General features: G+C 70.8%; 16 protein-coding genes. 11 read left to right on the forward strand and 5 right to left on the reverse strand.

What is annotated here, in order from left to right:
* Positions 1-669: 669 nt before the first annotated feature.
* Positions 670-2,211 (forward strand): PP2C family protein-serine/threonine phosphatase, encoded by a 1,542-nt coding sequence (locus tag ACFXKG_RS16170; protein ID WP_384838338.1) that lies wholly within the window; start codon positions 670-672, stop codon positions 2,209-2,211.
* Between the two features lie 75 nt (positions 2,212-2,286).
* Positions 2,287-3,768 carry an aminopeptidase P family protein gene (locus ACFXKG_RS16175; RefSeq protein WP_384838341.1) on the forward strand — a complete coding sequence of 494 codons (1,482 nt, stop codon included), beginning with the start codon at positions 2,287-2,289 and terminating at the stop codon, positions 3,766-3,768.
* Between the two features lie 129 nt (positions 3,769-3,897).
* Here ACFXKG_RS16175 and ACFXKG_RS16180 read toward each other — a convergent pair whose 3' ends face one another.
* A complete protein-coding gene (locus tag ACFXKG_RS16180; protein ID WP_384838345.1) occupies positions 3,898-4,332 on the reverse strand; it encodes an ATP-binding protein in 435 nt (144 codons plus the stop codon).
* Positions 4,333-4,542: 210 nt separating this feature from the next.
* Here ACFXKG_RS16180 and ACFXKG_RS16185 point away from each other — a divergent pair, with 210 nt between their 5' ends.
* From ACFXKG_RS16185 to ACFXKG_RS16225, 9 genes are all read left to right on the forward strand, one after another.
* Positions 4,543-5,391, forward strand: coding sequence for a hypothetical protein (locus ACFXKG_RS16185; RefSeq protein ID WP_384838348.1), 849 nt, complete (start codon positions 4,543-4,545; stop codon positions 5,389-5,391).
* A 310-nt stretch (positions 5,392-5,701) separates the two neighbouring features.
* The gene (locus ACFXKG_RS16190; protein WP_384838482.1) at positions 5,702-6,424 is read left to right on the forward strand and encodes a YcnI family protein; all 723 of its coding nucleotides are present in this window, start codon (positions 5,702-5,704) and stop codon (positions 6,422-6,424) included.
* Between the two features lie 165 nt (positions 6,425-6,589).
* Positions 6,590-7,249: an SCO family protein gene (locus ACFXKG_RS16195; RefSeq protein WP_384838351.1), complete on the forward strand. Its 660-nt coding sequence runs from the start codon at positions 6,590-6,592 to the stop codon at positions 7,247-7,249.
* Positions 7,246-7,698 (forward strand): copper chaperone PCu(A)C, encoded by a 453-nt coding sequence (locus tag ACFXKG_RS16200; RefSeq protein WP_384838354.1) that lies wholly within the window; start codon positions 7,246-7,248, stop codon positions 7,696-7,698. The genes ACFXKG_RS16195 and ACFXKG_RS16200 overlap by 4 nt, the downstream gene beginning before the upstream one ends.
* 40 nt (positions 7,699-7,738) lie before the next feature.
* Complete coding sequence (locus ACFXKG_RS16205; protein WP_384838357.1) at positions 7,739-9,754, forward strand: copper resistance CopC/CopD family protein; 2,016 nt, start codon at positions 7,739-7,741, stop codon at positions 9,752-9,754.
* 183 nt (positions 9,755-9,937) lie between these two features.
* Entirely contained in the window at positions 9,938-11,179 is a 1,242-nt protein-coding gene (gene efeB, locus ACFXKG_RS16210; RefSeq protein WP_384838485.1) for an iron uptake transporter deferrochelatase/peroxidase subunit, read from the forward strand.
* 65 nt (positions 11,180-11,244) lie between these two features.
* On the forward strand, positions 11,245-12,180 hold the full coding sequence (gene pheA, locus ACFXKG_RS16215) for a prephenate dehydratase (RefSeq protein WP_384838360.1): 936 nt from the start codon (positions 11,245-11,247) through the stop codon (positions 12,178-12,180).
* Between the two features lie 735 nt (positions 12,181-12,915).
* Complete coding sequence (gene serS / locus ACFXKG_RS16220) at positions 12,916-14,193, forward strand: serine--tRNA ligase (RefSeq protein WP_384838363.1); 1,278 nt, start codon at positions 12,916-12,918, stop codon at positions 14,191-14,193.
* A gap of 92 nt (positions 14,194-14,285) precedes the next feature.
* Positions 14,286-15,071, forward strand: a complete 786-nt coding sequence (locus ACFXKG_RS16225) for an HAD family hydrolase (RefSeq protein ID WP_384838488.1) — start codon at positions 14,286-14,288, stop codon at positions 15,069-15,071.
* 733 nt (positions 15,072-15,804) lie between these two features.
* Here ACFXKG_RS16225 and ACFXKG_RS16230 read toward each other — a convergent pair.
* Genes ACFXKG_RS16230 through ACFXKG_RS16245 form a run of 4 tightly spaced genes read right to left on the reverse strand, consistent with a single transcriptional unit; the run spans position 15,805 to position 19,381 of the window.
* Positions 15,805-16,524, reverse strand: a complete 720-nt coding sequence (locus ACFXKG_RS16230; protein ID WP_384838365.1) for an ABC transporter permease — start codon at positions 16,522-16,524, stop codon at positions 15,805-15,807.
* Positions 16,525-16,549: 25 nt separating this feature from the next.
* Complete coding sequence (locus ACFXKG_RS16235; protein ID WP_384838368.1) at positions 16,550-17,461, reverse strand: ABC transporter ATP-binding protein; 912 nt, start codon at positions 17,459-17,461, stop codon at positions 16,550-16,552.
* A complete protein-coding gene (locus tag ACFXKG_RS16240) occupies positions 17,458-18,381 on the reverse strand; it encodes an ABC transporter permease subunit (protein WP_384838372.1) in 924 nt (307 codons plus the stop codon). Before ACFXKG_RS16240 ends, ACFXKG_RS16235 begins: the two co-directional genes overlap by 4 nt.
* On the reverse strand, positions 18,371-19,381 hold the full coding sequence (locus ACFXKG_RS16245) for an ABC transporter ATP-binding protein (protein ID WP_384838491.1): 1,011 nt from the start codon (positions 19,379-19,381) through the stop codon (positions 18,371-18,373). Before ACFXKG_RS16245 ends, ACFXKG_RS16240 begins: the two co-directional genes overlap by 11 nt.
* Between the last annotated feature and the right edge of the window lie 225 nt (positions 19,382-19,606).

Raw genomic sequence — 19,606 nt, forward strand, 5'->3', positions numbered from 1 at the left:
TGTGCATCACTTCACCGTGCGTACATCCAGCGCTCTGCCGCCCCCTGCCCGAGGCACGGACAGTCCTTCCTGGTCCGCGGTGCGGGGCACCGTACCTGGACCGATCACGGACGGTCGTCGTCACTTCTTCGGTTCGTCGCGTGGTTTGAACGGGGTGGAACGTGTGGCGAGGAGTGGCGTGCGCATGGCGCTTGCTGTTCCGCTGTCGCGTGTCGCGCGTGGTGTCGCGCTTGGTTTCCCGCTGTCCCGCTGTACTTTTCTCGCCACTCCGGGGGATGGGGCGTGGCCTACGGCGGTTAAGACGCCAAGGCCCGCCGCCAGGTTCCGGGGCGGTCCCAACTGCCCCTGTCCGTCACCGTTTACGTACCCAGCACGTTCGGAATGACGCTCACGTTCGGAATGACGCTCTAAGACGCTCTACCAGGGTTGTTGTGGAACTCGGCCCCGGCAGACCCCCTGTTGAACGTCATCAGTCGACCGCAAAACATGGTCAGGGGGGTCATTTTTCGGCCAAGTTCAGGATCCCACAGAAACCCACCGCTGCGCCAGGACAATGCTGGACATTGCATCTGCTGTGCGTGTACATGTGGATGCAATGCCAGCCGTGCAGAATGACATGGGGGTTTGCGATGCTATTGAGCGAAACGCACCCACCGGGAAGCGACCGCCATGAGCGCGCCTAACCTGCCGAAAGTGGCCGGAATCGATTCAGTAGTTGCCGCTCCCGCGCACACTGCCGCGCCGCGTGACGTCATCCCGGCTCCGCCGGGCGCGCTGATCCAGGACCGGCTGGCCGGCTGGGTCTCGGATCTGACCACCCTCCACGAGCTGGTGGAACGCCTGTCCAGGACCGGTTCACCGGACGCCGCCCTCGATGAACTGCTGCGCGCCGGAGCCGCCCTGGTCGGCGCCCGGCGCGGCCTGGTGGTGCTGGAACCGGCGGACGGGCTCGGCCCCGTCACCACCGTCGGCCTCGGCCTCTCACCGTCCGATCTCGGCCATCTGGAGACCGTGCCGCGTCACGCGAGCGCGTACGGCAGGCTGCTCCTTGACGGGGCCGGGTCGGACGGCGGCGTGGCCGAACCCGATCTGTTCGCGGATCCGGCCACGGACCCGCGCCGGCGCGAGGTCGCGGCCCGGCTCGGCTTCGGGGCGAGTTACGCCGTTCCCCTGCGCACCGATGCGGCGATGGACACGACCCCGCCGCGGTCGGGACAACTCGGCGTGGCGGTCTGGCTGTACGACGAGCCCGCCGAACCGGCGGCTCGCCGGCGCCATCTCGTCGGGCTCTACGCCCGCCACGCCGCCGCCCATCTCACCCGCCTGCTCGAACTCGACCGGGCCCGCGCCCGCGCCACCGCCCTCACCGACGAGCTACGGCCCGGCCCGCTGCCCCGGATCCCGGGTGTACGGCTCGCCGCGCGCCGCCTCACGGACCCGCACACCGGATCCGGCACCGCCCCCCGTACCGGCACCGATACGCACGGCCACCGGCGCGGGCGCGGATACGAGCACGGCGGCGACTGGTACGACGCGCTGCCGCTGCCCGAGGGCGCCCTGAGCCTGTCCGTGGGCTCGGTCAGCGGCTCGGGACCCGGCGCGCTCGCCGCCACGGCCCGGCTGCGCGCCGCGCTGCGGGCGTACGCCGTGATGGAGGGCGAGGACCCCGTCGCCGTCCTCTCCGACCTGGAACTGCTGCTCCGGCTGACGGAGCCCACCCGTACGGCCACCGCGCTCTTCGCGTACGCCGAGCCCGGCCCGCGCAAGATCGTGCTCGCCGGGGCGGGGCACGCGCCGCCGCTGCTCGTCGGGGACCGGCGCACCGAATACGTCGAGACGACCCTGTCCGCGCCGCTCGGGATGGTCTCCGGCTGGCAGGCACCGAGCGTGGAACTGTGGCCCGCGTCGGGCGAAACGTTGCTGCTTTACACAGATGGGCTGCTGCACCGTACCGGCGCTCCTATGGACCGCGCCTTCGCGCGGCTGCGTACCGCGGCGGCGAGCGTCCCCTCGTCCGCGCGCAGCGATCCAGGGGACGTCGCGGACCACGTCCTGCGGACGCTGTTCCCGGAAGGCCGACGGCAGGAAGAAGGCGGAGCAGAAAAGCAGCGAGAGCCGCGAGGGCCCGGAGCACCGGGAGCACCAGGAGCACCAGGAGCACCAGGGGAAGAGGACGGGGACATCGTGCTGCTCGCCGCCCGCTTCGACTGATTCCTCACAGAAATCCGGCCTCTCTTCCCGTCACACATACGATGGAAAAAATGGGCTTTCGTACGAGGAGAAGACGTGGCTGAAGAGCTCACCCCGGAGACACCGGAACCGGAAGCGGAGACCCCTGAGACAGCGGAAGAGCCGATCAAGCAGAGGAAGAACGGTCTGTACCCGGGCGTGTCCGACGAGCTCGCGGAGAACATGAAGTCCGGCTGGGCCGACACCGAGTTGCACGGCCTGCGCCCCATCCCGCAGGCGGCCGAGACCGCCGCCCGCCGCGCCGCGCTCTCCGCGCGCTTCCCGGGCGAGCGCCTGGTGATCCCCGCCGGGAACCTGAAGACGCGCTCCAACGACACCGAGTACGCGTTCCGCGCGTCGACGGAGTACGCGTACCTCACCGGCGACCAGACCCAGGACGGCGTGCTCGTCCTGGAGCCGAAGAGCGAGGGCCACCGGGCGACCGTCTACCTGCTGCCGCGCTCCGACCGGGAGAACGGCGAGTTCTGGCTCGACGGACAGGGCGAGCTGTGGGTCGGCCGCCGGCACTCCCTCGACGAGGCCGAGCAGCTCCTCGGCCTGCCCGCCAAGGACGTACGGGAACTGCCCGCCGCGCTCAAGGAGGCCACGGGCCCGGTCCGCAACGTCCGGGGACACGACGCCGGCATCGAGGCGGCGCTGGCCGACAAGGTCACCGCCGAGCGCGACGAGGAGCTGCGCGTCCACCTCTCCGAGGCGCGCGCCGTGAAGGACGCCTTCGAGATCGGTGAGCTGCAGAAGGCCGTCGACTCGACCGTACGGGGCTTCGAGGACGTCGTACGGATCCTCGACAAGGCCGAGGCGACCAGCGAGCGCTACATCGAGGGGACCTTCTTCCTGCGCGCCCGTGTCGAGGGCAACGACATCGGTTACGGCTCGATCTGCGCGGCGGGCCCGCACGCGACCACCCTGCACTGGGTGCGCAACGACGGTGACGTACGCTCCGGCGACCTGCTGCTGCTCGACGCCGGTGTGGAGACGCACACCCTCTACACCGCCGACGTCACGCGCACGCTGCCGATCAACGGCAGCTACAGCGAGATCCAGCGCAAGATCTACGACGCGGTCTACGAGTCCCAGGAGGCAGGTATCGCGGCGGTCAGGCCCGGCGCGAAGTACCGGGACTTCCATGACGCCTCACAGCGCGTCCTCGCCGAGAAGCTGGTCGAGTGGGGGCTGCTGGAGGGCCCGGTCGAGCGGGTCCTCGAACTGGGGCTCCAGCGCCGCTGGACCCTGCACGGCACCGGCCACATGCTCGGCCTCGACGTCCACGACTGCGCCGCCGCGCGACGGGAGGCGTACGTGGACGGGACGCTGGAGCCGGGGATGTGCCTGACCGTCGAGCCGGGTCTCTACTTCCAGGCCGATGATCTGACCGTGCCCGAGGAGTACCGGGGGATCGGCGTCCGGATCGAGGACGACATCCTCGTCACGGAGGACGGGAACAGGAACCTCTCCGCCGGGCTGCCGCGCCGGGCGGACGAGGTCGAGGCGTGGATGGCTGCCCTCAAGCAGTCCTGACAGCGCCGCTGTCTGTTCTGCGGACAGCGGTCCTGTCCGTATCTGCGGACAGCGGTCCTGTCTGTGTCTGCGGACAGCGGTCCTGACGAGGCCGGCCACTCTCCTGGTGGCCGGCCCGTCGGACCCTGCTCAGCAGGGCGTCCGCGCGCCGTTCAGGACCCTGTCGAAGCTGACGACGGCGCCGTGCCCCGGTCTGTTGCGGAAGTGCACGTGGTCGGCGAGCTGCTCGATCATGCGGAGCCCGCGTCCGCTCTCGGCGGTCGCGGGGGCGCGGCGCACCACCCGCCGGGCCGGGAAACCGGGCCCGGAATCCGCCACTTCGATACGGCAGCGCTCGCCGTCGAGATACGCGGTCACCCGGTACGCGCCGGGCGCCTCCCCGGCGGAACGTTCGTTCCCGCCGTGCTCGACGGCGTTCGCACACGCCTCGGTGAGAGCGACCGAGAGGTCGAAGGAGATGTCCGGGTCGACCCCCTCGGTCCGCATGGCGTCGAGCAGAAGGCGCCGGGCGAGCGGAACACTCGCGGCCTCGCGCCGCAAGTGGAGAGACCACCAGATGCTCATGCGTCAGCCTCCTGGCTGCGGCTGTTCAGGCTGCTGCGGCTCGACATACCGATACGTATTGCCCCAGCGACCGGCCTGTAAGCACACGTTTGACGTGATAGCGCTCATTCGGCGGATGCGAGGGCGACGTACGGCGTGTATAGGGCGAGACACTGACCTTCCGGACCTGCCCTACGGGCCCCGGTGCCGCAGTGCGATGATGACCCGGCCATGTCCAGTCCCGTCCGCCTCCGTCCCGATGCCGCGCCGCGGCTGCTGAGGGCCGCGGTGTTCACCGCGGTCTGTGTCGTGCTGTCGGCGACGGGACACGCCCTGGCGGCCTGTGCGTCCGTCCCCTGGTGGACGCTGCTCGTCGGTTTCCTGGGGGTCTTCGCGGTCATCGCTCCGCTGGCGGGCACCGCGCGTTCCACACCGTCCATCGTCGCCGCCCTCACGGGCGGCCAGCTCGGTCTGCACACCCTGTTCGGTGTCGGTCAGCACCGGCTCCAGGCCCCGGCCGACAGCAACGAGATCCTGATCCGGACGGCCGCGAGATTCATCTGCGGGCCCGGGGCGGGGCCGCTGAGCCCCGTCGACGCGCAGCGCATCCTCGCCGACGCGGGCGTCCCCGCACCGGTCCCCGCCCGCTCGCCGGGCTTGGCGGAATCACAGCTGGGCGCCGCTCATGAGCACCTGGCGACGGTCGGATCCGCGGCCACCGGCTCGCTCGGCGCCTCGGGCGGAGGGCTGCTGCCCTCCCTGCCGATGATGCTCGCGCATCTCCTGGCCGCCCTCGCGACCGGATGGCTGCTGCGCCGCGGCGACCTCGCGCTGCTCCGGCTCGGCAAGCTCTCGGCGGACGGCATCGGCGAAGTGGCGGACAGCGCCCCGCTCCGTGCCCTGCGCGCCGCTCTCGCGCTCGTACGGGCCCTGCGCGCCGGACTTCCCGGCGTGCCCGCGCCCGAGTCGCGCGCCCCGCACGCCGCCTCGTACGGTGCCCGTCCGGTACCGGCCGGGGAGACACTCCACCACACGGTGATCAGACGCGGCCCGCCGGCCGCGTTCGCTCTCGCGGCCTGACGCGACGTACCCCCGCCCTCCGCCACTCCACGCCCGGACGGCACGCGCTTCCGCGTGCCCCGCTGTTCCGTGCCGCGTGCTCCGTACGGACGGGTGAGGTGCCGCCGCGCCGCCGTGCTCGCGTACGCGCGGGTCCGGCCGGTCCTGGCCGGGTGAGCCGCCGGTACGCCCACCGACTGATCACCGCTTCCCTCATCCTGTGGAGTGTTCCGTGTTCCCAGCCTTCTCCTCCTCGCGGCCGTCCTCGTTCCCGTTCGGCTCCCCCGCCGTCGCCCGTCTCTCCGTCGTCGGCGGTGTCGCCGCCTCCGCGCTGTTCCTGCTGGCCGGGCCTGCCGCCGCGCACGTCGGCGTGGAGCCGCAGGGCGAGGCCGCCAAGGGCGGTTACGCCGTCATCAACTTCAAGGTGCCCAACGAGCGGGACGACGCCTCCACCACCAAGCTCGAAGTGAACCTCCCGGCCGACCACCCGCTGGCCTCCGTGATGCCGCAGCCCGTGCCCGGCTGGAAGGCCGTCGTCACCAAGGAGAAGCTCGCCAAGCCCCTGGAGATGCACGGCAACACCATCGCCGAGGCCGCCACCAAGGTCACCTGGACCTCGACGGGCGGCAAGATCGGCCCCGGTGAGTTCCAGCAGTTCCCCCTCTCCGTCGGGAAGCTCCCCGAGGACACCGACCAGCTGGTCTTCAAGGCCCTCCAGACGTACGACAACAAGGAAGTCGTCCGGTGGATCGAGGAGCCCAAGGAAGGCGCGGAGGAGCCCGAGAGCCCCGCGCCCGTGCTGAAGCTCGGCGCGGCCACCGGCGACGAGCACGGCGGCGCCGGCCACGACGCGAGTGCGGGCGCCGACGCCGAGGCCGAGAAGGCCACGGCCAAGACCGCCGCCCAGCAGAACGGCGCCACGGAGACGGCCTCCGCGGGCAGCGGCGGCGGCAGCGACACCACCGCCCGGGTCCTCGGCATCGCCGGCATCGTCGTCGGCGTCGCCGGCGTGGCCTTCGGCGTCCTGGCCGGCCGGCGCCGTACCACCACCTGACACCCGGTTTCCGGAGCCGGGTTCCTGACACCCGGTCCCTGACACCCGGTTCCTGACACACCGCACCCACCGCACCACGCACGACACGGCCGCGGCGGGCGAGGCCGGGAATCCCCCGGCCCCGCTCGTCCGGCCACCCCCCTCCCACCACCAGGAAACAGCCCTATGCGCAGCAAGAAGACCCTCACCACCGCGGCGGCCCTCGCGGCCGTCGCCGCACTCACCCTCAGCGCCTGCGGCAGCGGCGACGACTCCGCGAAGCCGGTCGCCGATGTCTCCACCCAGGCCAAGACGGAGGCCGCGACCGTACTCGACCAGCCCTTCAAGAAGCCGAACCTCGTCCTCAAGGACACCGACGGCAAGGACTACGACCTCCGTGAGGCGACCAAGGGCAGGCCGACGCTGATCTACTTCGGCTACACCAACTGCCCGGACGTCTGTCCGCTGACGATGAGCAACATCGCCATCGCCAGGAAGTCGCTCACCAAGGCCGAGCAGGACCAGCTCCAGGTCGTCTTCGTCACCACCGACCCGGAGCGGGACACCTCCGCCGAGCTCGCCAAGTGGCTGCCCAGCGCGGGCGACCCGTCGTTCGTCGGGCTGACCGGCGACTTCCCGACCATCCAGGCGGGCGCGCGCCAGCTCGGCATCGGCATCGACGCCCCCAAGAAGGAGAAGGACGGCACCACCGTCTCCATGCACGGCACCCAGGTCATCGCGTTCTCGCCGAAGACCGACGCGGGGTACGTGCTGTACGGCGAGGACGCCACCTCGGACGACTACGCCAAGGATCTCCCGAAGATCATCAAGGGCGAGAACCCGTGAACCGGCGCACCACCTCCCTCGTACTCACCGTCGGGCTCACCACCGCACTGACGCTGACCGGCTGCTCGTCCCCGGACACCCCCGAACTCACGGTCGGCGACGGCTACATGCCACGCCCCGTCGGCGACCTCGGCGCGGGCTTCCTCACCGTCACCAACAGCGGCGGCGCCGACGACAAGCTCACCGCCGTCACCAGCGACATCTCCGACGACGTCACCATCCACACGACCGAGGGCCAGAAGATGCGGCAGGTGAAGTCCTTCGACATCCCCGCCGGCGGCGAACTGGATCTCGAACGCGGCGGCAACCACCTCATGTTCATGAACCTCAAGTCCCGCCCCGAGCCCGGCCAGAAGATCGGCATCGAACTGCACTTCGAGAAGGCCGACCCCATCAAGACCGAGCTTCCCGTGAAGGAGGCCAACTACAACCCCGCCGCCCGCCGCTGAGGAAGAAGACCCCGCCCCAGATCGAGGGACTGAGAGACCTATGACAGCCACCGCCCCGCGCTTCGGAGCCGTATCCCTGGTGCGGCTGCTTCTCGTCACCACGGTGCTCCTCGGCACCGTCCTCACCGTGCTCTCCGGCACGGCATCGGCGCACGCAGCACTCACCGGGAGCAACCCCGAGGACGGGGCGGTGGTCGACACCGCTCCTCCGAACGTCACCCTCACCTTCTCCGAGCAGATGGGCATGGGCGCCGACTCGATCCGTGTGCTCGACCCGGACAACAAGCGCGTCGACACCGCGAAGATCAACAACCTGGGTACCGGCTCCACGGTCACATACGGCGTCGGCCTGAAGCCGGACCTCCCCGACGGCACGTACACCGTCGCCTGGCGGGCCGTCTCCGCCGACAGCCACCCCATCTCCGGTGCCTTCACCTTCTCCGTCGGAGCGCCCTCCGAGACCACCGCCACCGTGCCCGGCCGGCAGGCCGGCGGCGGGCTCGTGGGCGCCCTCTACGACATCACGCGCTACGTCTCGTACACCGGGTTCATCCTGCTCGTCGGCGGTACGGCCTTCATCCTGGCCTGCTGGCAGCGCGGCGCGTCCGTACGGCCCCTGCAACGGCTCATCGTCCACGGCTGGCTCGCCCTGACCGCCGCCACGCTCGTCCTGCTGCTCCTGCGCACCCCGTACACCGGCTCGGGCAGGCTGGCCGACGCCCTCGACCTCGGCGGGCTCCAGGACGTCCTGACCACGAAGACCGGCGCGGCGCTCATCTCGCGGCTGCTGCTGCTCGGGGCCGCCGCGCTGTTCATCGCGGTTCTCTTCGGTACGTACGCCAAGCGCTCCGGGGAGAAGGCCGAAGAAGAGGCCGAAGGGGAGGTCGGGGAGCCGGGGAAGAACGACCTCACCTTCGGGCTCGCGACGGGCGGCACCGTCGTCGCCGCCGGGATCGCCGCCACCTGGGCCCTCTCCGAACATGCCTCGACCGGGATCCAGCCCGGTATCGCCATGCCCGTGGACGTCCTGCACCTGCTGGCGGCGGCCGTCTGGCTCGGCGGGCTGACGGCGCTGCTCATCGCGCTCCACAAGGCGCCCTTCATCGAGCGTGCGGCGATCCAGCGCTTCTCCCGTACCGCCTTCGTCTGCGTCGTCGTCCTCGCCGTGACCGGGATCTACCAGTCCTGGCGGCAGGTCGGGTCGTGGTCGGCGCTCGGGGGAACGTCATACGGGCGGCTCCTTCTGGTGAAGGTCGGGCTGGTGGCCGTCCTGGTCTCGGCCGCCTGGTTCTCCCGGCGGTGGACGGGGCGGCTCGCGGAGCGGACGGCCTCGGACGTACAGGCGCAGGCGGAGGGAGCGAACGGGCCGGGGAACGGAACGGAGAACGGGATACGCGCGAAGGCCGAGGCCACGGCGGAACCGGGGACCGGGAGTGGACCCGAGACCGCCGCGGCGACAACCGTCGTCGACGACGCCGAGAGAGCTACCCAGCTCGACCGCCAGAAAGCCGCGATGGCGAGCGCACGCCAGAAGCGTCTGCGCGACGCCGACCCCGGGCGGACCGGACTGCGCCGCTCCGTTCTCGCCGAGGCCGGCGTGGCCGTCGTACTCCTCGCCGTCACCACCGTGCTGACCTCGACGGAGCCCGGCCGCACCGCCGAGCAGGAAGCCGGCCGGGCCGGCGCCGCGGCCGCCGCCGAGCCCGAGAAGAAGGGCCCCACCACCCTCGCCCTGCCCTTCGACACCGGTGGCAAGGACGGCCAGGGCACCGTCCGGCTCACCCTCGACCCCGCACGCTCCGGCGCCAACGTCATGAACATCTACCTCGACGACGCCGAAGGAAAGGTCATGGACGTGGACGAGGTGAAGATCGCCTTCACCCTCACGGCCGAGAAGATCGGCCCGCTGCCGATCGTGCCCGTACGGGCCGCGGCCGGAAAATGGGTCGCGGACCCCGTGCTGCTCCCCATGCCGGGCGACTGGAAGCTCCAGGTGACCGTGCGGACCTCGGACATCGATCAGACAACCGTCGACAAGAACGTGAAGATCGGCTGACTCACCGTGAGCGACACCCGACAGAACCCGACCACCCCGTCCGCCTCGAACGCCCCGTCCACCTCGAACGCCCTAGGGGACCCGACTACCTCGGGGGACCCGAACGCCCCTGACGCCCCGCACACCTCGGACGCGAGCGACGACAGGGGAGCCGCCCCCGCCCCCGTCGTCTCCAGACGCCGGCTGCTCGGCACCGCCGGCGCCGCCGGTGCCGCCGGACTGGCGCTCGGCGCCGCGGGCGGAGCCGCCGGCTACGCGACCGCCCGCCGCCCCGAACCGGTCACCGCGCTGACCACCGTCGGCACGGAAGCCGTCCCCTTCCACGGCGCGCACCAGTCCGGTATCACCACCCCGGCGCACGCCCGCGGCCATCTGATCGCCTTCGACCTCGTCCCCGGCTCCGGCCGGAAGGAGGCCGCCGCGCTGCTCCGCCGCTGGTCGGCCTCGGCCCGCGCCCTGATGGCCGGCGAACCCTCGGGCGGCCGGGGCGGCACCCCGGCGGGCGGCGGTCAGGACACCGGGATCGCCCTGGACGCCGGCCCGTCCTCACTCACCGTGACCTTCGGTTTCGGCCACAGTTTCTTCGGCCGTACGGGTCTCACCGGCCGCCGCCCCGCCGCCCTGGACCCGCTGCCCGCGTTCTCCTCCGACCAGCTCGACGCCGCGCGCAGCAACGGCGACCTGTGGGTCCAGATCGGTTCCGACGACGCGCTGGTCGCCTTTCACGCCCTGCGTGCGCTCCAGAAGGACGCCGGCTCTGCGGCCCGGGTCCGCTGGCAGATGAACGGGTTCAACCGCACCCCCGGCGCGACCGAGCAGCCCATGACCGCCCGCAATCTGATGGGCCAGGTCGACGGCACCCGTAACCCGAAGCCGTCCGATCCGGACTTCGATCAGCGGATCTTCGTACCGGAGAAGGTGCCGGCCGGCACCCCGGAGTGGATGGCGGGCGGCTCCTACGCCGTCGTACGCCGGATCCGCATGCTCCTCGACGACTGGGAAGAGCTGGCGGTCGCCGAGCAGGAGAAGGTCATCGGGCGCCGCAAGTCCGACGGAGCCCCGCTGACCGGCGGTACGGAGACCACCGAGCCGGATCTCGACAAGCGGGGCCCCGACGGCGATCTGATGATCCCCAGCAACGCGCACGCCCGGATCTCCCGGCCGGACGCGAACGGCGGGGCCGCCATGCTGCGCCGTCCCTTCTCCTTCCACGACGGCATCGGCGCCGACGGGACACTGGACGCCGGGCTGCTCTTCGTCTGCTGGCAGGCCGATCCGCTCAAGGGGTTCGTCCCCGTGCAGCGCAAGCTCGACCGCGGCGACGCGCTCTCGGCGTTCATCCGCCACGAGGCGAGCGGACTCTTCGCCGTGCCCGGGGGCGCGCGCCAGGGGGAGTACGTGGGCCAGCGGCTGCTGGAGTCCTGAGCCCGCCGGCCCCACGCCTCCGGAGACGGGAACCATCGGCGTGGCCGGGCCATTAGGGTGACCGTATGTCGGCCACGCGCTATACGTATCTCGGCCCCGAGGGCACCTTCACGGAAGCCGCCCTCCGTACCCTCCCCGAAGCCGCCACCCGGGAGCTGGTCCCGATGGTGTCGGTCCCGGCGGCCCTCGACGCCGTACGGAACGGGGAGGCCGCGGCGGCCCTCGTACCGATCGAGAACTCGGTGGAGGGCGGGGTCACCGCGACCCTCGACGAGCTGGCCGGCGGCGAGCCCCTGATGATCTACCGCGAGGTGCTGCTGCCGATCAGCTTCGCCCTGCTCGTACGGCCGGGGACGAAGCTCACCGACGTGAAGACGGTGACCGGGCACCCGGTGTCCCAGCCGCAGGTGCGCAACTGGCTGCGGGCCCAGCTCCCGCACGCGCTGTGGGAGTCGGCGGCGTCGAACGCGGACGGCGCGCGGCTGGTGCAGGAGGGGCGGTTCGACGCGGCCTTCGCGGGCGAGTTCGCGGCGGCGACGTACGGCCTGGAACCCCTGGTCCGCGAGATCCACGACGCGCAGAACGCGGAGACGCGCTTCGTCCTGGTGGGCCGGCCCGCGCGCCCGGCGGCGCCGACGGGCGCGGACAAGACCTCGGTGGTCATCTGGCTGGGCGAGGACCAGCCGGGCGCGCTGCTCGAACTCCTCCAGGAGTTCGCGGTGCGCGGCGTCAACCTGATGCTGATCCAGTCGCGGCCGACCGGCGCGGGGATCGGCAACTACTGCTTCGCGGTGGACGCCGAGGGCCACATCTCGGACCGCCGGGTGGGGGAGGCGCTGATGGGGCTGAAGCGGATCTGTCCCAAGGTGCGGTTTCTCGGTTCGTATCCGCGGGCCGGGGTGTCGGCGGCGGACGTGGGGACGCCGCGTCCCGGGACCTCGGACGCCGAGTTCATCGACGCGGCGGACTGGCTGGCCCGCAGCCAGGACGGCCGGGGCTGACACCGGCACACAGGGCGCACAGGGCCTGACGCGCCGACCGCGGGACCCTTGGGGGCCGAGCCGGCCGCGGGGCCTTTGGCCGGGCTGACCGCGAGGTTCCTGTGGGCTTCTGGTGGGGTTCTGGTGGGGTTCTGGTGGGCTGAGCTGACCGCGAGGCCGTCTGCGGGCCCGGCAGGGGCTGTGGACAAACACCCGAGTTATCCACAGGACCAGTTCTCGACCTGGGGACAAGTCGACAACCCGGTCCGGCGCAGTCGACAAATCTCCGCACTCGTCCCGTTTTCGTCCACAGGGCCGTCGACCGTCCGGCGTCACCCCCATTCCCGTGATCAACTCGTTAGAGCGAGCAATTCCCACCCGAATGAGTGTGTGAAGTGGGTTTGGGAGGCACTTTTCCCGCCCCCTGCCCAGCTTTCGGAGAGGGTCATTCCCGGATCCACAGATCTCCCGCACACCCTGTGGATAACTCTGGAGGGTGGCTGCATTTCTGTGGACAACAGGCGGCCCGGCACCGGCTGCCGCCCACCCCAAGTCCCGCGCCACACAAGGGAAACAGGTCAAGGCAACAACGACGGAATGCCTCGTTCCGGGGAATTCGATCCCCTTTATTGACGAACGACAGGCAACCGGTGAGGGATTTACCGACAGTTTTAGCAAATGCCGCAATTCGGGCGGCAAGAGTGCCTGCCGGCAAACGAGTGGGGTGTTGTCATCGGGCACCGGTAGCCTGGTGGGGTGATTGACCTTCGCCTGCTTCGTGAGGACCCCGACCGTGTGCGCGCGTCCCAGCGCGCCCGTGGAGAGGACGTCGCCCTTGTCGACGCCCTGCTCTCCGCCGACGAGCGGCGCAGGTCGTCCGGCGTGCGCTTCGACGAGCTGCGCTCCGAGCAGAAGTCGCTCGGCAAGCTGATCCCCAAGGCGTCCGCGGAGGAGCGTGCCGGCCTGCTGAAGAAGGCGGAGCAGCTCAAGGCCGACGTCAAGGCCGCCGACGCGGCGCAGCACGAGGCGGACGAGGAGGCCAGGCGGCTCCTCCTCCAGCTCGGCAATGTCGTCCACCCCGACGTCCCGGTGGGCGGCGAGGAGGACTTCGTCGTCCTGGAGACGCACGGGACGATCCGTGACTTCGGAGCGGAGGGCTTCGAGGCCAAGGACCACCTGGAGCTTGGCGAGGCGCTGGGCGCCATCGACGTCGAGCGCGGCGCCAAGGTGTCCGGATCGCGCTTCTACTACCTGACCGGGGTCGGCGCGCTGCTGGAGCTGGCGCTGGTCAACGCGGCGATCGCGCAGGCCACCGAGGCCGGCTTCATCCCGATGCTCACCCCGGCGCTGGTCCGCCCGCGCGCCATGGAGGGCACGGGCTTCCTCGGCCAGGCGTCGGAGAACGTGTACCACCTGGAGAAGGACGACTACTACCTCGTCGGTACGTCGGAGGTCCCCCTCGCCGCGTACCACATGGACGAGATCATCGACGCCGACAAGCTGCCCCTGCGGTACGCGGGCTTCTCGCCGTGCTTCCGCCGTGAGGCCGGCACGTACGGCAAGGACACCCGGGGCATCTTCCGGGTCCACCAGTTCGACAAGGTCGAGATGTTCTCGTACGTCGACCCGGCGGAGGCCCAGTCCGAGCACCAGCGGCTCCTGGAGTGGGAGAAGCAGTGGCTGACCGGCCTTGAGCTGCCCTTCCAGGTGATCGATGTGGCGACGGGCGACCTGGGCGCCTCGGCCTCGCGCAAGTTCGACTGCGAGGCGTGGATCCCGACCCAGGGCAAGTACCGCGAGCTGACCTCGGCCTCCAACTGTGACGGCTTCCAGGCCCGCAGGCTCTCGGTCCGGATGCGCGACGGCAAGCAGGTCAAGCCGCTCGCGACGCTGAACGGCACGCTGTGCGCCGTCCCGCGCACGATCGTGGCGATCCTGGAGAACCACCAGCAGGCCGACGGTTCGGTGCGGGTGCCCGAGGTGCTCAGGCCGTATCTGGGTGGCCGCGAGGTGCTGGAGCCGATCGCCAAGTGACCGCCGAGCCCGCTCCCGCCCCGTCCACATCCCCACTCCCGGCCTCGTCTCCGTCGGCCTCGTCGTCCTCAGCCGTCCCGTTCCCGTACACGCTGGTCGCGACCGATCTCGACGGCACGCTGCTGCGGGAGGACGGCACGGTCTCCGTCCGTACGCGTGAGGCGCTCGCCGCGGTCACCGCGGCGGGTGCGGCCCACATCGTCGTCACCGGACGGTCCGTGCCCTGGACGCGCCAGATCCTGGAGGATCTGGGGTACGAGGGCATCGCGGTGTGCGGACAGGGGGCACAGGTCTACCACGCGGGCGAGCACCGGCTGCTGACCTCGCTGACGCTGGACCGGCAGCTCGCCGGGCTGGCGCTCGCCAAGATCGAGGGCGAGGCCGGCCCGCTCGCGCTGGCCGCGAGCCGGGACGGGCTCGACGGCGAGGTGCTGGTCACCCCCGACTACCGGCTGCAGGAGGGCCCGCTGCGTGCGACGGTCGTCGAGGATCCGGCGGAGCTGTGGACGGCGCCGCTGAACAAGGTCTACATCCAGCATCCGGAGCTGGACGACGACGCGCTGACCCAGGTCGCGCGGGCGACGGTCGGCAGCCTGGTCGACGTGGTGATGGCGGGCGAGGGGATAGTGGAGATCCTCCCCCTGGGCCTGACCAAGGCCACCGGCCTCTCGCTGGCCGCGCGCCGGCTCGGTGTGAAGGCGGCGGACACGATCGCCTTCGGCGACATGCCCAACGACATCCCCATGTTCGCCTGGGCACGGCACGGCGTGGCCATGGCGAACGCGCACCCGGAGCTGAAGGCCGTGGCCGACGAGATCACGGAGTCCAACGGGGACGACGGCATCGCGGTCGTGCTGGAGAAGCTGCTGCTCGGCTGAGCCGTGCGGCGGGCTGACACACGGACGTACGGAGTACGGGAGGGGCGGCCCGCGCGGATGCGCGCTCGAAGCGGCCGCCCCCGGGCGGCACTCGCGCGGCTGCGCGGAGTGGTGATGGCTTCTCCGGTGCCTGCGCGTGTGCTGCCCTGTTCGGAACTCGACGGACCCGACGGACTCGTCAGCCGGTCATCGCCGTGCTCCGCTCCCGGTCTGTGGTGCGCCCCGGCGTATCCGCCGCCGTGACACCACCCACTGTCCCCCGGCGCACCGGGGCCCGCCACTGATTATCCGTACGGGCCCGCGCCCGCCCGCCGCGTATCGACGGGACGGACACAGGCCGACCGGCCCATCCGGCGGACCGGCCGGCCAGGAGCGGGTCAGTTGCGCCTGCGGCGGCGCCGCAACTCCCCCACCTGCTGGGCCTGGAACGCCTCTGTGGATGACTTCCGTCGCCCCTGGATGAGAGCGACATGTTGTCACTCTGATATTCACGCAGGTCAGAGCCGCGCAGCACATACAGGCCGTTCTCCGACAGCTCCGCACGATGCCGCGCGGTCAACTGCCTGATGACGTCTGTGGATACTTCGAAATAGCGGGCGACGCCCTCGGTCGTGACATGTACGCCGTCCGGCAGCAGCCGCAGAGCCTTGACCTTGTCGAGTGCCTCGACGCGCGCCATGACACTGTCACGCCCCGCGCCGGGGCCCCGTGCCCAGACCCACGCTCCCGTCCCTCATTCCTCGCCCGCGAGCGTCAGCGTCCGGAGCTTCTGGCCCGCGTACCAGGTCGCCGCCACCGAGACGCCCACCAGCAGGCTCACCGCCAGGGGCAGTCCGACGTCCGAGGTGATCGTGGAGCCCTCGCCGATCCGCTGGGCGAGCGCCAGCGCCCACTGTTGGACGCTGAGGGTCCGCGCGCCGGACACCAGGCTGCCGAAGAGGGCCTCCCAGACGAGCGCGTAGACCAGGCCGATGACCACCGCGTGCCGGCTGACCGTACCGAGCAGCAGGAAGAGCGCGCTGTACGCGATCGACGCGACGAGCGCCGCGACCGTGTAGGCGATCGCGATCTGCTGCCCGTTGCCGTTGAGGATCCATCCGGCGATGAAGGTGGGGATCGCGGAGAAGCCCATGGTGACGGCGATCGCCACGATCAGTTTGGTGAAGATGATCGCCGACCGCTTCACCGGCTTGGAGAGCAGATAGACGATCGAACCGTCGTCGATCTCGGGGCCGATCGCGCCCGTACCGGCGATCACACCGATCAGCGGGACCATCGTGGCGAGGGCGAAGCCGCCCAGCACCTCCGAGGCGACGTGGTCGTCGACGCCGTTGATCATCCGGACGGCGACGGCCATCAGGATCAGCAGCGCGGGCAGTACGAAGAGGATCGCGGCCCGGCGCCTGCCGAGCAGGGCCCGGTAGGTGAGCCGGGCGACTGTGGGGTTGTACATGACGTCACAGCTCCTTTCAGGCCGCTCAGGCCGCTACGAGGTAGGAGAAGACCGACTCAAGGGATTCGTCCGACGGGGAGACCGTGAGCAGCCGGATGGAGTGCTCACGGGCGACCTTCGGCAGCAGTTCGGTGAAGCGGCCGAAGTCGACGGCCTGGATACGCAGGGCACCCTCGGCGAGGTCGACCTCGATGCCGGCCGTCGACGGGTCGGCGATCAGCGCGGCGGCGAGCGCGCGGTCGTCGCTGGACCGTACGAGATAGCGGTGCGGCCGGTCGGTCATCAGCCTGCGGATCTTGCGGAAGTCACCGGAGGCGGCGTGCCGGCCCGCCACGATCACCTCGATGTGCGAGGCGAGCTGCTCGACCTCCTCCAGGATGTGCGAGGAGAACAGGACCGTACGGCCCGTGGCGCCCATGCGCCGCAGCAGTTCCATGAGCTGCATGCGCTGGCGCGGGTCCATGCCGTTGAACGGCTCGTCGAGCAGCAGCACCGACGGGTCGTGGACCAGCGCGGACGCCATCTTGACCCGCTGGCGCATGCCCTTGCTGTACGTCCCGATCTTACGGTCCTGCGCGTACTCCATCTCGACCGTGGCGAGGGCGGCGCGGGCCGCCTTGAGGCCCAGTCCGTGCAGTTCGGCGTTGGCGACGACGAATTCGAGGCCCGTGAGGAAGTCGTACATCCCCTCCCGCTCCGGCACGATGCCGATCTGCCGGTAGACGGACTCGTTGCGCCAGATCGGCGCTCCGTCGAGGGTGACGGCGCCCGTGGAAGGGGCGAGGAAGCCGGCCATCATGTTGATGAGGGTGGACTTGCCGGCGCCGTTGGGTCCGAGCAGACCGGTCACGCCGGGGCCGATCGTCATGGTCACGTCGTTGACGGCGACCACGTTCCCGAACCAGCGCGAGGTGTGCTCGATGTTGATGGTGGTCACAGCCCGACCTTCCGGTAACGGCTCATGAGGACGGCGTACGAGCCGGAGATGAGCGCGAGGACGACCAGCAGATAGAGCACGCCGACCCCGGCCGAGGGACCCGCGCCCCCGGGGAAGGACGACGAGGCGCCGAGGAACGCGGTCTGCAGGCCGTCGATCAGTGTGATGGGGGAGAAGAGGCCGATCCACTTGGTGGCGCCGGCCTGGTCCGTGGCCGTGGCGATCCCCTGGAGGACGGAGACGGCGCCGTAGGAGATGGTCAGTATCGCGATCACACCCGCGACCCCGAACCCGCGGCGCGGCGTGAGCGCGGCCATCACGAGGCCGAGCCCGCCGAAGAGGAGGGAGAGCACCGTCACCGACACCACTCCCTGTCCGAATCCCTTGGTCTGCTCGACGAAGTCCATGCCGGCCAGCAGAGAGCCGATGTAGAGGATGAGGAGCGGCACGCCGGTCAGTACGAGCAGGGCGGAGGCCATCGCCCCGAACTTCGCGAGGACGTAGTCGCCGCGCTCGATGGGGCGCGAGAAGTAGAGCGGGATGGACTTGAAGCGCAGATCACGGGAGACGGACTGGGGCGCCTGCGCCGCGAGGTAGAGGCCGATGACCGCCTGGGTGAAGATCGCGTAGCGCGTGTAGTCCATGGGCAGGCTCTTGAGGTCCGTGGCGACGGCGACCGCCACGATGATCGCCGCGGGCAGGCACATCACCGCGAAGAGGATCATCGGCAGGACCTTGGACTTGGCCGAGCGGCCGAGTCCGTACGCGCCGCGCAGGGACTGCCAGTAGAGGGAGCGGCGGGCGTAGGCACGGCCGAGCCGGGCTCCTTCGTACGAGCGGTATCCGATGTTGTGGATCCGGCTGGCCCCGGTGTCGACGGCGCCGTGGGTACCGGAACGGGCGTCGGTCTCAGCGCTCATCGCGGGCACCTCCCTTCTGCTGCACTGCGTACGCCGCCTGGCCGGCGCCCTGGTTCTGGTCCGCCTGGTCCGCCGGGCCCGCCTCGGCGGCCGGCCGCGGCCGGAAGACCTCGGCGATGTGGTGGCGGCGCTGTTCCATCCGTACGAGCCCGAGGCCGAGCCCGGCGACCGTGTCGCGGACGATGTCGTACGTCTCCTCGCCCGTGGCCTCGATCAGCAGGATGTGGCCCGCGCCCGGCAACCCGTCCTCCGTGCCCGCCTGGAGCGTGACCCCGGCGGCGGCGAGGGAGTCGCGCAGCGCCCGCGTTCCGTCGGGGTGCGTGTCCGTATCGGTGACCTCGACCGCGAGGGTCGTGGTGATCTGGGTGAAGTCGCTGGTCGAGCTGGAGCGCAGCAGCCGCCCGCCGTCGATGACGACGACATGGTCACAGGTGCGTTCGAGTTCGCCCAGGAGGTGCGAGGTGACCAGCACGGAGATGCCGAAGTCGGTGTGGACACGGCGGATCAGGCCCAGCATCTCGTCGCGGCCGACCGGGTCGAGACCGTTGGTCGGCTCGTCGAGGAGTACCAGCTGCGGGTCGTGGACCAGCGCCTGGGCCAGCTTGACGCGCTGCTTCATGCCGGTGGAGTAGCCGCCGATGGGGCGGTAGCGCTCTTCGTAGAGGCCGACGTGGCGCAGGGTGTCGGCGGTCCGCTCGCGGGCCGCGGTCGGCGGCAGCCCGGACATGCGCGCCATGTGGACGACGAACTCGGTGGCCGAGACGTCCGGCGGCAGGCAGTCGTGCTCGGGCATGTATCCGACCCGCTCGCGGATGGCGCTGCCGCTGGTGGCGACGTCGAGCCCGAGCACGGCGGCCCGGCCCTCCGTCGCACGGGACAGGCCGAGCAAGATCTTGATCATGGTGGATTTGCCGGCTCCGTTGGCACCCACCAGGCCGGTCACACCGGGCCCGATGTCCAGGGACAGCCGGTCGAGTGCGGTCACCCGGGGGTACCGCATGCTCAGGCTTTCGGTCGCGATCACAGTCGTCACATTCCGAAGGTAGTGGCGCGGGCCACAGCGAGCGTCAGACCTGGCGCCTGTATCCGTGTCCGCCTCCAGTCGTACGGACCCGTAGGGGGGCATACCCCTAGGAGGAGGGACAGGAGGCGAGGGGCGGGAGAGGGCCTGGTTGTCCACAGGGGCGACGGGTCACTTGACGCGGCCGTCGGCCATTGCGACATT

Source organism: Streptomyces sp. NPDC059255 (assembly GCF_042752355.1).
GTDB lineage: Bacteria > Actinomycetota > Actinomycetes > Streptomycetales > Streptomycetaceae > Streptomyces.

Excerpts from the sequence above, each read along its gene's own strand:
- ACFXKG_RS16170 (WP_384838338.1), top strand. The coding sequence starts at position 670 with ATGAGCGCGCCTAACCTGCCGAAAGTGGCCGGAATCGATTCAGTAGTT.
- ACFXKG_RS16180 (WP_384838345.1), bottom strand. The coding sequence starts at position 4,332 with ATGAGCATCTGGTGGTCTCTCCACTTGCGGCGCGAGGCCGCGAGTGTT.
- ACFXKG_RS16185 (WP_384838348.1), top strand. The coding sequence starts at position 4,543 with ATGTCCAGTCCCGTCCGCCTCCGTCCCGATGCCGCGCCGCGGCTGCTG.
- ACFXKG_RS16195 (WP_384838351.1), top strand. The coding sequence starts at position 6,590 with ATGCGCAGCAAGAAGACCCTCACCACCGCGGCGGCCCTCGCGGCCGTC.
- ACFXKG_RS16205 (WP_384838357.1), top strand. The coding sequence starts at position 7,739 with ATGACAGCCACCGCCCCGCGCTTCGGAGCCGTATCCCTGGTGCGGCTG.
- pheA (WP_384838360.1), top strand. The coding sequence starts at position 11,245 with ATGTCGGCCACGCGCTATACGTATCTCGGCCCCGAGGGCACCTTCACG.
- ACFXKG_RS16230 (WP_384838365.1), bottom strand. The coding sequence starts at position 16,524 with ATGTACAACCCCACAGTCGCCCGGCTCACCTACCGGGCCCTGCTCGGC.
- ACFXKG_RS16240 (WP_384838372.1), bottom strand. The coding sequence starts at position 18,381 with ATGAGCGCTGAGACCGACGCCCGTTCCGGTACCCACGGCGCCGTCGAC.
- ACFXKG_RS16245 (WP_384838491.1), bottom strand. The coding sequence starts at position 19,381 with ATGCGGTACCCCCGGGTGACCGCACTCGACCGGCTGTCCCTGGACATC.